The organism is Caballeronia glathei, assembly GCF_000698595.1.
GTDB classification, from domain to species: Bacteria; Pseudomonadota; Gammaproteobacteria; order Burkholderiales; family Burkholderiaceae; genus Caballeronia; species Caballeronia glathei.
Map to the genome: position 1 here is coordinate 67,338 of NZ_JFHC01000037.1, position 14,644 is coordinate 81,981.

A 14,644-nucleotide genomic window follows, 5' to 3' on the forward strand; every position below is an offset into this window, starting at 1 on the left:
GGATGCGCAGTTTTCCGATGCAAGCAATCCAGGCATGAGTGAGTCCAACAGTCCAACAGTTCAACGGTGATGACCAGGCCTTTCACCGCTCTCGATATCACGACGCGTGATATGTGCTGTGATGCCGCGTCGCTTCTACGATGCCGGCAATGGGCATCGCCGCACCCCTTGGCGGCGTGCACATTGTCCGGATGCTGGCGTAGCCGCCCGGGCATGTCCGGCACTGGTCGTATGCGTCGAGCACTGCCTTGAAGGAAGCGCCCATCGGAACGCCCGGGCGCCAGATGATCGAATGTTACATTGATATGGCCCGTCCGGTACCGGCTAGACAGAGATGCGTGGTGTAATCTGAAGCTACTATTCTGCGGAGGATACCTTATGAAAAAATCAGTCAGCAGTGGGTTGCGCCGCAAGCTTTTCGCTGGCGCCGCCGGGGCGGGCATCCTTGCGATGTCGAAACCACTGCGGGTTCTGGCCGTCGAAGATGGCAACTCCGCTGCACTGGGTTTCGCCAGGATTCCAGAGGGTGCGCTTGTCGAACAGCATCTGTACGCTCTGCCGGGCAAGGTTCCGCTAATCAGGAAGACCAGTCGCCCCCCGAACTTCGAGACGCCCCTTGAGTACTTCCGGAGCGCGATCACGCCGAACGACGCGTTCTTCGTGCGCTATCACCTGGCCGGTATCTCAGAGATCAAAGCCTCCGACTGGACGCTGAAGGTCGGCGGAGACAGTGTCGAACGTGAACTGGAATTCACGCTGAAGCAGTTGAAGAATGATTTCGAGCCGGCGGAGATCACGGCGGTATGCCAATGCGCGGGCAACCGCCGCGGCCTGTTCGAGCCGCATGTCGCCGGTGTTCAGTGGGGCGTTGGCGCAATGGGTAATGCGCTCTGGCGCGGTGTGCGGCTGAAGGACATTCTCGCCAGGGCAGGCGTGAAGCGCGACGCCCTCGAAGTTGTTTTCGGCGATGCGGATCAAGCCGTGATCGAGAAGACGCCTGCCTTCATCAAATCACTGCCGATAGAGGTTGCGCTGGACGAGAATACCCTCGTCGCGTTCGAGATGAACGGCAATCCGCTGCCGCGCTGGAACGGGTTTCCCGCACGCATCGTCGTCCCCGGCTGGACCGCTACTTACTGGGTCAAGCACTTGACCAGCGTGAAGGCGGTGTCGAAGCCGGAGGCTGGCTTCTGGATGAGCACCGCGTACCGACTGCCACGCGGCAAGTTCAAAACACCGAGTTTCGAATCGCAGGTGGCGAATGCGAATGAGCCGATCACCACCATGGTAGTGAACTCGCTGATCACTTCGTTAAAGAACGGGCAGCAGATTCCGCGCGGCAGGTCGATCGATCTGAAAGGCATTGCCTGGGATGGCGGCGCAGGCATCGACCGTGTCGAGGTGTCGATCGACTCGGGCGCCAGTTGGCGGAGGGCAAAACTCGGCCGCGATCTTGGCCGTTTCTCGTTCCGCGAATTTACGCTCGCTGTTCCGGCGAGGGAGCGCGGTTCGATCGTGGTGATGGCGCGCGCCACCAGCCACTCGGGGGAAACGCAGGTCGATCGGCTCATTCACAATCCCGCGGGTTATCACCACAATGCGATCCAGCGCCTGTACGTGGAGGTAGTATGAGCACGCTTACACAAGCGGCGGTGGCCGCCGCATTGTCCCTTGTGTTCGCTTTCATCGGTGCCGCAGCGGCGCAGGAATCAGACATCGCGCTGAAAGAAGGAGCCGGCAAGGACAAGGCGATGCAGTGTGTTACCTGCCACAGCCTTGACTACATCCAGATGAACTCGCCCTTTCTGGACAGGGCGGGCTGGAACGCGTCGGTGGCCAAAATGATCAACACATTTGGTGCGCCAATTCCAAAAGAGGATGTCGAGATTATCGTGAACTACCTCGTTCAGAACTACGGCAGGCCCAGCGTCAAATAGCTGCATTTGCGGGCGTCAATTCGACACGAACGCCGGCAGGACGGCGAGGAAAAGCATTGAGCTTCGTTGGCTGCCCTATCCCCGACGAGGCGCGCACGGCATCCGCTATTCCGCCCCGCCGATGCAGCCCAGCCCCTTCAGGGTGGCCGCCACCGCATCGTCGAGTGGCGTATGCGGTTCATGTCCCAGCAGCGCGGTCAGCCGCGTGTTGTCCATGCGCACCGGCGTGCGCCACAGGTAACGCATCTCGCGGATCTCGCGCACCGTCTGGACGAACGGCGAAGCAAGCATGAGCATCCACCACGGGAACGCCGACACGCGCGGCGTGCTGCCCGTGTGCCGCTCCATGACGCGCCGTATCGCATCGCTCATGCGCGTGCCGTCCGGGTCCCATTGGCCCGCCATGTGGAAAGTGGCGAAGGGCGCGAGCGTATCGCGGCGCGCCAGCAGTTCGACCATCGTGCGCGCGACATCGGGCAGATACGCCCACTGATGGCCGACGCCCTTCCTCCCCGGATAGCGCACCGTCCTGACACGCTCGCCGGGCGTCACCAATCCCTGCGAGAACCAGTTGTTACGGGCACTCGGGCCGAAGAAATCGCCGGCGCGAACGATCAGCACGCGCGCTCCCTCGCGGCTCGCGTTCGCGAGGCGCGCTTCCATCTCGACCCGGATCGCACCCTTGCGCGTGGCCGGATGCTGCGGGGAATCCTCGTTCAGCACGGGGAACGCATCCGGCCCGTAGTTATAGAGCGTTCCGGGCAACACGATGGTCGCCGCCTCGGCAGTGGCCGCGGCGATGGTGTTGGCGAGCATCGGCAGCACCAGTTCCGGCCAGCGGCGATAGCCGGGCGGATTCACCGCGTGGACGATCACGGCGCATCCCTTCGCGGCAGCGGCGACATCATGCCGATGCATCGCATCCCCGCGCAGCCAGGTCATCCCGTCCTTGTGTTCGACGGCCTGCCCCGCACCCCGTGCAAGCGCCCGGACGTGCCAGCCCGCGTCGCGCAACTGACGCGCCGCCTCGCCGCCGATCCCCCCGTTCGCGCCGAGCACCAGAGCCGTGTCGCGATTCGCCATGCCTGCCTCCCATTCGTTGTCGATGGCTCGATTCTGGGCCTTTCCGGCCTCGGTTAAAATTGCCGGGAACCGTCTACCGGATATACATTTTTGTATGGCATCGGACATAAGCTGGGATCTCTACCGTTCCTTCCTCGGCGTGCTGCGGGAAGGGTCGCTCTCAGGTGCGGCGCGGGCGCTCGGCATCACGCAGCCGACGGCCGGGCGCCATATCGCCGCGCTCGAAGAGGTGCTGGGCACCGCGCTCTTCACGCGCTCGCAGGCGGGGCTGATGCCGACCGAGGTGGCCGCCGGCCTGCGAGCCTACGCCGAAGCGATGGAAAGCACGGCGGCGGCGCTCGAGCGCGCGGCCACCGGCCACGGCGAAGACGTGCGCGGCGTGGTGCGCATCTCGGCAAGCGAGGTGATCGGCGTCGAGGTGCTGCCTCCCATCCTCGCGCGGCTGCGCGAGCGCAATCCGGAACTGAAGGTCGAACTCGTCGTGACCAATCAGGTGCAGGACCTGTTGCGGCGCGAAGCCGATATCGCCGTGCGCATGATGCGCCCGCGGCAGGAACAGCTCGTCGCGCGGCGCGTCGGGCAGATCACGCTCGGATTGCATGCGCACAACGACTATCTCGCGCGCCACGGCACGCCGCGCAATGCCGGCGAGCTTGCGCGCCACTCGATCATCGGCTACGACCGGCCGACGCCCTTTCTTCGCAGCGCGAGCAAATCGTTTCAGGGCGTCACGCGCGACACCTTCTCGCTTCGCGCCGACAGCGACCTCGCGCAACTTGCGCTGATCCGCTGCGGCGCGGGCATCGGTGTGTGCCAGATCGCGCTGGCACGACGCGATGCCGCGCTCACGCGCGTGCTGCCGAGGGCGTTCTCGTTTCAGCTCGAAACATGGGTTACGATGCATGAAGACCTGCGCCACAGCCCGCGCTGCCGCGCAACCTTCGACGCGCTCGTCGAGGGCCTCGAAGGCTATGCGGCCTGAGGCGGAGATGCCATGCCGCATCGCAGCAGCCGACATCATTGTTGCTCCGGATGCAGCGCTACCCGCCCGCGTTTCGCGCGCGCAACGTCTCGTTTGCGCGTCAGCACATAGTCAGGGTCACGCAAAGGTGGAAAATCCGGTTCATACTGGAATATCTCCAGAGGAAAGTGCAGGGAGCCGAAAATGGCCAAATCGAGCGATGTGCACGAGCTGAACCCGGAGCAGACCACGCGCTGCAAGCGACAGATCGCCCTTGCCACCGTCGCCGCCGTGGTCGTGATCGCGGTGTTATGGCGAATCGTCGTCAGCCTGGGCTGGTTCGCACCGTGAGCGGTGCACTCGCGGGTCACCATCAGCGGTTTTTCCAGCACCGTCACTCGACGCACCCTCCCGCGCGTATTCGCGTGTTTCGTTTCGGTGTGGCCCGCGGCACAGAACGGACACGGCCGCGGTTCTAAGCTTGTGCGGGAGTGCTGCGCAAAGCAGCCGGAGACCACCATGCCGCTCAGCAAGTCCGAAAGCAGAGTATTCGGGGAAAAATGCCTGCCGGTTCTTCTCAGGACCGTTGCAACCAGTTTCGGGTTCGAGTTTCGCGTTCATCCGCGTCTGATGAGCGTCTCCCCTTCTCCCGGGCTGCACATTACGGGCGACCGTCGCGCGGACGCGAGCCTCGCCTATCCGCTGAACGTGTTCGTGTTCCTGCCCCCGCCCGGGATCCGCCAGTTCCTCGGCCATGTCGACCGGCCGATCGCCGTCGAGCGCGCGAGCGAGCTCATCGCCGGGGAGATCAGGAAGGTGATGGGGCAGGCCGGAATCGACCTGCCAACCCGGTCGCAGGCGAAGAGCGAAGTGCTCATGGTCCAGCTGGGCGACGTCGCGCTCTGAGCGTTCGTTCCGGTTCGCCGCAGCCAATCTGTAAGGCAATGGCGACGTTGCCGCTGGCTTTCAATCCTTCGCCTCGCCGCACACGCCGCAGCAGGCGTTCGCGGCCTTCGTGCGCGGTCTGAGCGAGCCACGGCGCAAACGCGTATGGTGACGCGTGACTCCACAGCCGCCGACAGGCCCCGACCCTTCATGAACGTCAGCTTTCGCTTTGCCGCATCTCTGCGTCATCCCCTCGCCTCCCTTCTCTTCGCCGCCGCGCTCGCGGGCTGCACCGCGCCGTTGCAACCCGCCTCGCCCTCCGCTTCCGATACCGCATCGCTCGACGCCGCGATCGCCGGCCCGCAGCGAGGCGACAAGGCCCGTGCGCGGGACGTGTACCGGCATCCCGAAGGGACGCTGCAATTCTTCGACATCGACGCCACCCAGACCGTGCTCGAAATCGCACCGGGCGGCGGCTGGTACACCGATATCCTCGCGCCCTACCTGCACGCGCACGGCCATCTCTACGAAGCGCAATACGCGAGTCCGCTGCCGGAGTTCAGCGCGGAAACGAAACTCATGGATGCCGCCTTTCAACGCAAGCTCGCTCAGGCCCCGGCGCTGTACGGCACCGTGGTCGTCGGCACATTGCGCGCGGGGCACTTCGAAGGCTTCGACGCGAACGGGCGTTTCGATCGCGTGCTGACGTTCCGCAACATTCACAACTGGGTCAAGGACGGCCAGCTCGACGCGAACCTGCGCGCCTTCTACGCCGCGCTGAAGCCGGGCGGCGAGCTCGGCGTGGAGGAGCATCGCGCGAAACCGGGCACGTCGGTCCAGCAGATGATGGACACCGGCTACATGACCGAAGCCTTCGTGATCGAGCATGCGCAGGCAGCCGGCTTCGTGCTTGCGGGACGCAGCGAGATCAACGCGAATCCGCTCGACACCAAGGACTACCCCAACGGCGTATGGTCGCTGCCGCCCACTTACAAGGGCGGCGATGCCGGGCGCGCGCGTTATGCGGCGATCGGCGAGTCGGACCGCATGACGCTCAAGTTCGTTAAGCGCTGATGGAAACCCGGCCGGGCGCATCCGCCACGGGGTAAACCCGCACGGCACGGGCACGGGTGCCACCGCTTCGGAAGGCCCCGGCCCGAAACGATCATTAACCTCCGGATAACGAACGCTTACCGAGTGTCATTGAATCGCTGTTCCTCGCTCCCTAGACTTGCCTCATGTCCAGAGCGAGAGCACACATGTCCACTCAAAGTCCGTCCCAAACCCGCTGGGCCACGCGCCGCGCGGAAAAGCATCGCCGGCTCGCACGCGTCGCATCGATCGCCGATGGCCCGGTGCTGCCGCAGGAGCGCATCGTCGATGTCCTGCAAAGCCTCATCGCGCCGGGCGATCGCGTGGTCGTCGAAGGGAACAACCAGAAGCAGGCCGACTTCCTGTCGCGCTCGCTCGCGAAGGTCGATCCGGCCGTCGTCAACAACCTGCATCTGATCATCCCGAGCGTGAGCCGCGCCGAACATCTGGATCTGTTCGAACGCGGCATCGCGAAGAAGCTCGACTTCGCCTTCGCCGGCGCGCAAAGCCTGCGCATCTCGCAGTTCTTGCAGGACGGCATCCTCGAAATCGGTGCGATCCACACCTACATCGAACTGTATGCACGCCTCTACGTCGATCTGACGCCCAATGTCGTGCTCGTCGCCGGCTACACGGCCGATCGGCAAGGCAACCTGTACACCGGCCCCAGCACGGAGGACACGCCCTCGCTCGTCGAAGCCGCGGCGTTTCGCGACGGCATCGTGATCGCGCAGGTCAACGAGATCGTCGACGATCCGAAGGACCTGCCGCGCGTCGATATCCCCGGTTCGTGGATCGATTTCGTGGTGCAGGCGGACAAGCCGTTCTTCATCGAGCCGCTCTTCACGCGCGACCCGCGCCTCATCAAGCCGATCCACGTGCTGATGGCGATGATGGCGATTCGCGGCATCTACGAGCGGCATCAGGTGCAGTCGCTCAATCACGGCATCGGCTTCAACACGGCGGCGATCGAACTCATCCTGCCGACCTACGGCGAGAAGCTCGGACTGAAGGGCAAGATCTGCCGGCACTGGACGCTCAACCCGCACCCGACGCTCATCCCCGCCATCGAAACCGGCTGGGTCGAGAGCGTGCACTGCTTCGGCGGCGAGCTGGGCATGGAAGCGTATGTCGCGCAACGGCCCGACATCTTCTTCACGGGCCGCGACGGCTCGATGCGCTCGAACCGCGCGCTGTGCCAGCTCGCGGGCCAGTACGCGGTCGACATGTTCATCGGCTCGACGCTGCAGATGGACGGTGAAGGCAATTCGTCGACGGTGACGCACGGCCGCCTGACCGGCTTCGGCGGCGCGCCGAACATGGGGCACGACCCGCATGGCCGCCGTCACGCGACGCCTGCATGGCTCGATCTGCTGCAAACCGACAGTCCGCTCGAGCGCGGGCGCAAGCTCGTCGTGCAGATGGTCGAGACGTTCCAGGCGGGCGCGCAGCCGACCATCGTCGAATCGCTCGATGCGGTGGACGTGGGCCGCGAATCGGGCATGCCGCTCGCGCCGGTAATGATCTACGGCGACGACGTCACGCACGTGCTGACCGAGGAAGGCATCGCGTATCTGTACAAGGCGCGTTCGCTCGAACACCGCAAGGAAATGATCGCAGCCGTCGCGGGCGTGACGCCGGTCGGCCTCACGAGCAGCGCGGACAAGCTCGCGGCACTGCGCCGCGACGGCTTCGTCGCGCTGCCCGAAGACCTCGGCATCCATCGCAGCGAAGCCACACGCTCGCTTCTCGCGGCAAAGAGCATGGCGGATCTCGTCGACTGGTCGGACGGCCTGTACGAGCCGCCCGCCCGCTTCAGGAGCTGGTAATGCGCACCGATTTCGCAACCGTGCTGCGGCCGGCGCCGCATGCCGAGCCGGACCTCGCAGAGCGTCTCGCCGGGCATGTGGTGGCGTCGCTCATCGACGAAGTCACGCTCGCGCCGAAGCCCGGGCTCGTCGATATCCGCAGCCGCGGCGCGCACGACGACCTCGACTGGGCCCTGATGTGCACCTCGGCGCTCGCGCTGCAGCCGACCTTCTCGGAACTCGCGCGCGCAGGCATCGAAACGCGGCCGATGCTCGCGCTTCGCGAACGCATCGGCGCGATCGGGCGGGATGGCGAAGCCCGCATGCTGCGCGCGACGGGTGGCGTGAACACACATCGCGGCGCGATCTGGGCGCTCGGCCTGCTCGTGACGGCGGCCGCGCGCGATCCGTCGGACCTGACGCCGCATGGCGTCGCATCGCGCGCCGGATCGATCGCGCAGCTGCCCGATCGCCACGCGCCCGTGAACACCGGGCACAAGGGCGAGCAGGCGTGCCTGAGCTACGGCGTGAGCGGCGCGCGAGGCGAGGCGCAGGCGGGTTTTCCGCATGTGGTCGGGGTGGCCTTGCCGGAACTCTCGCGCTCACGCGAGCGCGGCGACAGCGAGACCGCCGCGCGCCTCAACGCGCTGCTTGCGATCGTCGCGCGCCTCGACGACACCTGCGTGCTCGCGCGCGGCGGCCGAAGCGCGCTCGACGAGACGCAACGCGCGGCAGAACGGGTGCTGGAACAAGGCGGCGCGGCATCGCTCGCGGGCCGCCGCCACCTGAAGGCGCTCGACAGGCGGCTTGTCGAGCTGCACGTGTCACCCGGCGGCGCAGCGGACCTGCTCGCCGCCGCCCTCTTTCTCGACAGGCTTCGCGACGAAGCCCGTCACCTGACGCAGGCATAGGAACGCACATGGAAAACATCGTCCTTGAATTCCCGGCGGGCGAGCCCGCGAGCGGCCGCGCGATTGCAGGCGTGGTCGCCTCGGGAGACCTCGAAGTGCTGCTCGAATCGAATACGGCGCACCGCACGGTCGTGAACATCACCACTTCGGTGCATGGCATGGGCCGCGTCTGGGAAGCCGTGCTCGCGCGCATCTTCAGCGACGGCGCGCTGCCCGCGGCGAAGCTCGAAATCAACGATTCGGGAGCGACACCGGGCGTCGTGCGCATGCGCGTCGGGCAGGTGTTCGAACAACTGACTCAAACCGGCGGAGCGTGAAGACCATGGATACACAGGAGTTGCTCGAACGCGAAAGCTTCATCGAGCTCGATGCGCGCAGCCGCGCGAAAAAACTGCTCGACGCAGGCACGTTCCGCGAACTGCTCGATCCGTTCGAGCGCGTGAGTTCACCGTGGCTCGCACGCCAGGGCATCGTGACGCAGGCCGACGACGGCACCGTGGTCGCGAAGGGCGAGATCGACGGGCAGCCCGCCGTCGTGCTCGGCATCGACGGCGGCTTTCAGGGCGGCAGCATGGGCGAGGTATCCGCGGCGAAGATCGCGGGCAGCCTCGAACTCGCCGCCGAAGACAACCGCAACGGCATCCCGACGCGCGCCGTGATTCTCTTCGAGACGGGCGGCGTGCGATTGCAGGAAGCGAACCTCGGGCTCGCGGCGATCGCGGAGATTCACGCGGCCATCGTCGATCTGCGGCGCTACCAGCCGGTGATCGGCATCACGGCGGGGCCGATCGGCTGCTACGGCGGCATGTCGATCGCGGCCGCGCTGTGCACCTACCTGATCGCGACCCGCGAAGCGCGCCTCGGCCTGAATGGCCCGGCCGTCATCGAACAGGAAGCGGGCATCGCGGAGTTCGATTCACGCGACCGCCCGATGATCTGGAGCTTCACGGGCGGTGAGCAGCGCTACCGCACCGGGCTGGTCGACGCGTATGCCGGCGACGACACCGGTGCGATCCGCGCCGCCATGATCGAGCGGTTTCGCGCGGGGCGTCCCGATGCGTGCCGCAGCGAACGCGTCGAGGAATTCCTGCAGCGCCTCTCGGAAGTCGATGCGCACGCACAGCCGACGCCCCAGCAGGTCGCCGCCATCTACGCAAAGGAGTTTCTGTCATGAGCACAAAAGAGCTTTCGAAGCGCGGCGCCGTGTGGCTGGATGCGCTCACCAGCAGCGCGCCGCTGCAGCCGGGCTTCCCGCCTTCGGTGCGGGTCGTCGATGCGCGGCTCGGCGAGCACGACGCGCGCTTCATCGCCGTGGTGCCGGACCCGGACAACCCCTTTGTCCGCGCGCGCAGCGGCGAGGTCGGGCTGATCGAGGGATGGGAGATCGCGCGGGCGGTGCGCATGGTCATCGACGCCGATGAAGACCGCGCCGTGAAGCGCCCGATCGTCGCGATCGTCGATGTCGCGAGCCAGGCTTATGGACGGCGCGAGGAAGCGTACGGCATTCATCAGGCGCTCGCGGGCGCAGCCGATGCCTATGCGAGCGCGCGCCTCGCGGGCCATCCGGTGATCGCGCTGATCGTCGGGCGCGCGATGTCGGGTGCGTTCCTCGCGCACGGCTACCAGGCCAATCGCCTGATCGCGCTGGCGGACCCGCAGGTCATGATCCACGCGATGGGCAAGGAATCGGCCGCGCGCGTGACGCTGCGCACCGTGGCCGATCTCGAAGCCTTCACGGCCCGCGTGCCGCCGATGGCCTACGACATCGACAACTATGCGTCGCTCGGGCTGCTGTGGAAGCTCCTGCACGTGAGCAACGCCGACGCGCCAACAGGCGCCGATCAGTCCACGGTCGAGCGCACGCTGCAAGCCGCGCTCGACGACATCCTCGCCGATCCGTCACGCGGGCTCGCGAGCCGCCTGGGCAGTCCGCACCGCGCGGCCTCCGTCAAGGTGCGCAGCAAGCTGCGCGAAGAATGGAGGTGAAGACACATCACGACACGCCCTGACGCGCCGCCGCGAGCGGCGTGAACAACCCGGCTCACCAGAAGCCAGTCAAGCTGTACAGGAGACAAGACATGATCATCTACGGAACTGCGCTGCTCGCGTTCTGCCATCTGGCGGGACTCTTTCTCGGCGACCTGCTCGGGGTCGCAATCGGCGTGAAGACGAATGTCGGCGGGGTGGGCATCGCCATGCTGCTGCTGATATTCCTGCGGCTCTATCTGCACAAGAAGGGCCTGCTGCCGCAAGAAACCGAAGCGGGTGTGGGCTTCTGGGGCGCGATGTACATCCCCGTCGTGGTGGCGATGGCCGCCAACCAGAACGTCGTCGCGGCACTCAAGGGCGGCCCGGTCGCGCTCCTGTCCGCCGCCGGCGCCGCCGTGGCGTGCGCCGGCTGCATCGCCGTGCTTTCCCGCACCGGCCGCGACAGCACGTCGCTCGCAGGCGCCCCGCACCTCGAAGAGATCTGAACCAGGAGACGGTCATGTTGCAAATGCTCGATAAAGTGCTGGTCCATAACGGCCTCGTGACGGCGTTCGCGCTCGTCGGCCTCATCATGTGGGTGTCCTCGGTGATCTCGCGCAAGCTCACGCTCGGCCGCGTGCACGGCTCGGCGATCGCCATCGTGATCGGCCTCGTGCTGGCGTACTTCGGCGGGGCGTTCACCGGCGGGCAAAAGGGTGTCGCCGACCTGCCGCTCTTCACCGGCATCGGCCTGATGGGCGGGGCGATGCTGCGCGACTTCGCCATCGTCGCGACGGCGTTCGAAGTGCAGGCCACCGAGGCGCGCAAGGCCGGGCTGATCGGCGTGGTGTCGCTGCTGCTCGGTACGGTGCTGCCGTTCGTCGTCGGCGCGAGCATCGCGCATGCGTTCGGCTACACCGACGCGGTCAGCATGACGACGATCGGCGCGGGCGCCGTCACGTATATCGTCGGGCCGGTCACGGGTGCGGCGATCGGGGCGAGCTCGGACGTGATCGCGCTCAGCATCGCGACGGGGCTCATCAAGGCGATCATCGTGATGATCGGCACGCCGCTCGCCGCGGGCTTCATGGGCCTGAAGACGCCCCGCTCCGCGATGATCTTCGGCGGCCTGGCGGGCACCGTGAGCGGCGTGAGCGCGGGACTCGCCGCCACTGACCGGCGCCTCGTGCCCTACGGCGCACTGATCGCGACGTTCCATACGGGCGTCGGCTGCCTGCTCGGACCGTCGCTGCTGTTCTTCGCGACCCGGGCGCTGGTGAACGCATGAGCCTGACGATGAAGGCCCGCATGCAACCCTTCCCCGACTTGCAGCGCGGCACGCAGGCCGCCCGCGCATCATGAGCGTGCTCTTCACCTTCCCCGGCCAGGGCGCGCAGCGCAAGGGGATGCTGCACGGGCTGCCCGATCATGCCGAGGCCGCCCGCGCGCTGGAAGAGGCGAGCGACGCCCTCGGCCGCGATGTGCTGACGCTCGACGACGCGCAGTCCCTGCGCTCCACCGTCGCGGTGCAGCTCTGTCTCCTGATCGCGGGCGTCGCGCAGGCCCGGGTGCTGCGTGCGCACGGCTGCGAGCCGGACCTCGTCACGGGACTGTCGATCGGCGCGTACCCGGCTGCGGTGACGGCGGGCGCGCTCGCCTACGCCGATGCCGTGAAGCTCGTCGAATTGCGCGGCCGGCTGATGGAACGCGCCTACCCGCGCGGCTATGGCATGACGGCGATCGTCGGACTGACGCAGCGTGCGCTCGAACGGTTGATGAGCACGGTGAACAGCGCCGCCACGCCCGTCTTTCTGGCGAACCTGAATGCGCCGACGCAAATGGTGATCGCGGGCAGCGAGGCGGCCATGCAGCAGGTGTCTGCGCTTGCGCTCGAACACGGCGCGCAGCGCTGCGAGCGGCTCGACGTAGCCGTGCCTTCGCACTGCGCCTTGCTCGATGCGCCCGCGGCCGAGCTGCGCGATGCGTTCTCGCGCATCGCCGTGCGCGCGCCGCGCATCGCGTACCTGAGCAGCAGCAGCGCGCGCCCGCTCTTCGACGGCGCGGGCATCGCAGCCGACCTCGCGGGCAACATGGCGCAGCAGGTCCGCTGGCATGACACCGTGCGGCTCGCATGGGAACGGGGCGCGCGGCTCGCGATCGAGATGCCGCCCGCCGCCGTGCTCACCGGGCTCACGAGCGCGATCTTCAGCGAAGGCATCGCGGTGAGTTGCAACGGCACCGCGTTGCCGGACCTTTGCGCGCTTGCCGAGCGCGAGCGCGCAGCGCAGTGAGCGCGCTCAATCGCCGCTGCGGGTGCGCAGCCGGCACACGGCCATCAGCGCGAGCAGATTCGGGTCGCGTTCGCGCGCACGCAGGAAGCTGACGCCGATCGTCTGGCGCATCAGGTATTGCGGCTTGAGCGGGACGAACTGCACCTTGTCGCCGAACACGCCGCGCACGCGCCCCGGCAGCAGCGTGTAGCCGACGCCGCCGCTCACGAGGTTCATCAGCGAAAAGATGTCGCCGACCCGCATCGTCACATGGGGCGTGAAGTCCGCGACGCGAAACGCTTCCAGAAAGCCGCGATACGTCACGAAGCCATCGCCGAGCGACACGAACGTCTCGTCGCGGCAGTCCTTCAGGTCGATCGCTTCCTGCTTCGCGTAGGGCGAGCCGGCAGGGGCTGCGAAAAAGATGTCGTCCTCGAAGAGCGGAATCGATTCGATCTCGGGCTCCGCTTCGGGCAGCGCCATCAGGGCTGCGTCGATGGCGCCCTGCTTGAGCTTGTCGAGCAGTTCCGCATTCGACCCGAGCACGAGCTCGACCTGAAGCGTCGGGCGCCGCACCTTGATGTCGACGACGATGCCCGGCACCGTCCTGATCGTGAGCGAATAGAGCGAGCCGATCCTGAGCCGGTCGGACGAATAGCCCGCCGCCTCGCGCGTCGCGCGAATGCCGTCGGACATCAGCGTGAGCACCTCGTTCGCGACCTCGGCAAGCGTCTGCGCGGCGTCGGTCGATTTCAGGTTGCGGCCCTCGAGCCTGAAAAGCGAGCATCGCACGCCTTTCTCGAGCGAGTGCAGCGCACGATGCACGCTGACCGAGCTCACGTCGAGCGCTTCCGCCGCTTTCGACAGATTGCCGGTCTCCATGAAGGCGAGCAGGACTTCGAGCTTGCGGAACGTGATTTCGTCGTCGATTCGGTCGCGCATGTGGGCTGTGTCATGGAAATCGATCCGCAATTATCCACTCGCGGCGACCGGATGACCTAGCTTTATTCCCTGTGCGCCTTTCTCACGGGAGGTTGGCGCCGGGCGGACCTGCCCTGCGAATCGCGAGCGCCCGGGCCTCCCGGCTCAGGCCGCCGGACGGGAGCAGCGGGTCGGGGCAGCAGCCGGTTCGTCGGAATCGATCGTCGCCTCGCGCAGCCCGTGCGAGCCGAGCAGCCGGTACAGCGTCACGCGCGAGATGCCGAGTTCGTGGGCCGCGTCGCCCAGGCGCCCGCGATGGCGCAACAGCGCCAGTTCGATCGCCTGCCGCTCCGCCGCCTCGCGCGCCTGCGCGAGCGAGATCGCCGCCACTTCCACGTATTCGCCCAGTTCCAGATCGCGTGCGGTGATCTGCCGGCCTTCCGACATCACGATCGCCCGCCGCACCCGGTTGATCAGCTCGCGCACGTTCCCCGGCCAGCCGTAGTTGTGGATCGCCGCGATCGCGCACGACGAAAAGCCGCGCAGCCGCCGGCTCGCATCCATCTTGAAGCGGTCGAGCATGTGCTTCGCGAGCAGTTCGATGTCCTTGCCGCGCGCCCTGAGCGGCGGCTCGTCGATCTGCAGCACGCACAGGCGGTGATACAGGTCCGCGCGAAACCGCCCTTCGATCATCGCGGTCTGCATGTCGACGTGGGTTGCGGAGATGATCCGCACGTCGACCGGCGTCGAGCCGTGGCCGCCCAGCCGCTCGATCTTGCGTTCCTGCAGGAAGCGCAGCAGGCTCGCC

At 66.7% G+C, this 14,644-nt stretch carries 17 protein-coding genes; 14 read left to right on the forward strand and 3 right to left on the reverse strand.

Annotated elements, in window-relative coordinates:
- Window positions 1-378: 378 nt before the first annotated feature.
- The gene (locus BG61_RS22285) at window positions 379-1,632 is read left to right on the forward strand and encodes a molybdopterin-dependent oxidoreductase (RefSeq protein ID WP_035928643.1); all 1,254 of its coding nucleotides are present in this window, start codon (window positions 379-381) and stop codon (window positions 1,630-1,632) included.
- A complete protein-coding gene (locus BG61_RS22290; RefSeq protein WP_232256053.1) occupies window positions 1,629-1,937 on the forward strand; it encodes a cytochrome c in 309 nt (102 codons plus the stop codon). Before BG61_RS22285 ends, BG61_RS22290 begins: the two co-directional genes overlap by 4 nt.
- Window positions 1,938-2,042: 105 nt before the next feature.
- Here BG61_RS22290 and BG61_RS22295 read toward each other — a convergent pair whose 3' ends face one another.
- Window positions 2,043-3,020 (reverse strand): NAD(P)H-binding protein, encoded by a 978-nt coding sequence (locus BG61_RS22295; protein WP_035928646.1) that lies wholly within the window; start codon window positions 3,018-3,020, stop codon window positions 2,043-2,045.
- Between the two features lie 94 nt (window positions 3,021-3,114).
- On the opposite strand from BG61_RS22295, the gene BG61_RS22300 reads away from it, so the two are divergent.
- From BG61_RS22300 to mdcH, 12 genes are all read left to right on the forward strand, one after another.
- Window positions 3,115-4,002: a LysR family transcriptional regulator gene (locus tag BG61_RS22300; protein WP_035928648.1), complete on the forward strand. Its 888-nt coding sequence runs from the start codon at window positions 3,115-3,117 to the stop codon at window positions 4,000-4,002.
- Window positions 4,003-4,185: 183 nt separating this feature from the next.
- The gene (locus tag BG61_RS42900) at window positions 4,186-4,332 is read left to right on the forward strand and encodes a hypothetical protein (RefSeq protein WP_158447240.1); all 147 of its coding nucleotides are present in this window, start codon (window positions 4,186-4,188) and stop codon (window positions 4,330-4,332) included.
- A 168-nt stretch (window positions 4,333-4,500) separates the two neighbouring features.
- Complete coding sequence (locus BG61_RS22305; protein ID WP_035928910.1) at window positions 4,501-4,887, forward strand: hypothetical protein; 387 nt, start codon at window positions 4,501-4,503, stop codon at window positions 4,885-4,887.
- A gap of 189 nt (window positions 4,888-5,076) precedes the next feature.
- The gene (locus tag BG61_RS22310; protein ID WP_035928651.1) at window positions 5,077-5,940 is read left to right on the forward strand and encodes a class I SAM-dependent methyltransferase; all 864 of its coding nucleotides are present in this window, start codon (window positions 5,077-5,079) and stop codon (window positions 5,938-5,940) included.
- A 185-nt stretch (window positions 5,941-6,125) separates the two neighbouring features.
- The gene (gene mdcA, locus BG61_RS22315) at window positions 6,126-7,787 is read left to right on the forward strand and encodes a malonate decarboxylase subunit alpha (protein ID WP_035928653.1); all 1,662 of its coding nucleotides are present in this window, start codon (window positions 6,126-6,128) and stop codon (window positions 7,785-7,787) included.
- Complete coding sequence (locus tag BG61_RS22320; RefSeq protein ID WP_035928656.1) at window positions 7,787-8,677, forward strand: triphosphoribosyl-dephospho-CoA synthase; 891 nt, start codon at window positions 7,787-7,789, stop codon at window positions 8,675-8,677. The genes mdcA and BG61_RS22320 overlap by 1 nt, the downstream gene beginning before the upstream one ends.
- A gap of 8 nt (window positions 8,678-8,685) precedes the next feature.
- Window positions 8,686-8,994 (forward strand): malonate decarboxylase subunit delta, encoded by a 309-nt coding sequence (locus tag BG61_RS22325; RefSeq protein ID WP_035928659.1) that lies wholly within the window; start codon window positions 8,686-8,688, stop codon window positions 8,992-8,994.
- A 5-nt stretch (window positions 8,995-8,999) separates the two neighbouring features.
- Window positions 9,000-9,851 carry a biotin-independent malonate decarboxylase subunit beta gene (locus tag BG61_RS22330; protein ID WP_035928662.1) on the forward strand — a complete coding sequence of 284 codons (852 nt, stop codon included), beginning with the start codon at window positions 9,000-9,002 and terminating at the stop codon, window positions 9,849-9,851.
- On the forward strand, window positions 9,848-10,663 hold the full coding sequence (gene mdcE, locus BG61_RS22335; RefSeq protein ID WP_035928664.1) for a biotin-independent malonate decarboxylase subunit gamma: 816 nt from the start codon (window positions 9,848-9,850) through the stop codon (window positions 10,661-10,663). Before BG61_RS22330 ends, mdcE begins: the two co-directional genes overlap by 4 nt.
- A gap of 92 nt (window positions 10,664-10,755) precedes the next feature.
- Complete coding sequence (gene madL, locus BG61_RS22340) at window positions 10,756-11,151, forward strand: malonate transporter subunit MadL (protein WP_035928668.1); 396 nt, start codon at window positions 10,756-10,758, stop codon at window positions 11,149-11,151.
- 14 nt (window positions 11,152-11,165) lie between these two features.
- Window positions 11,166-11,933: a malonate transporter subunit MadM gene (madM, locus tag BG61_RS22345; protein WP_035928670.1), complete on the forward strand. Its 768-nt coding sequence runs from the start codon at window positions 11,166-11,168 to the stop codon at window positions 11,931-11,933.
- 70 nt (window positions 11,934-12,003) lie between these two features.
- Window positions 12,004-12,936: a malonate decarboxylase subunit epsilon gene (gene mdcH, locus BG61_RS22350; protein ID WP_035928673.1), complete on the forward strand. Its 933-nt coding sequence runs from the start codon at window positions 12,004-12,006 to the stop codon at window positions 12,934-12,936.
- A gap of 6 nt (window positions 12,937-12,942) precedes the next feature.
- Here the strand turns inward: mdcH and BG61_RS22355 are convergent, their stop codons facing one another.
- Together BG61_RS22355 and BG61_RS22360 are read right to left on the reverse strand one after the other, a co-directional pair.
- On the reverse strand, window positions 12,943-13,857 hold the full coding sequence (locus BG61_RS22355) for a LysR family transcriptional regulator (protein WP_035928676.1): 915 nt from the start codon (window positions 13,855-13,857) through the stop codon (window positions 12,943-12,945).
- Window positions 13,858-14,001: 144 nt separating this feature from the next.
- On the reverse strand, window positions 14,002-14,644 hold a 643-nt coding region (locus BG61_RS22360), incomplete at its 5' end, for an AAA-type ATPase lid domain-containing protein (protein ID WP_035941956.1).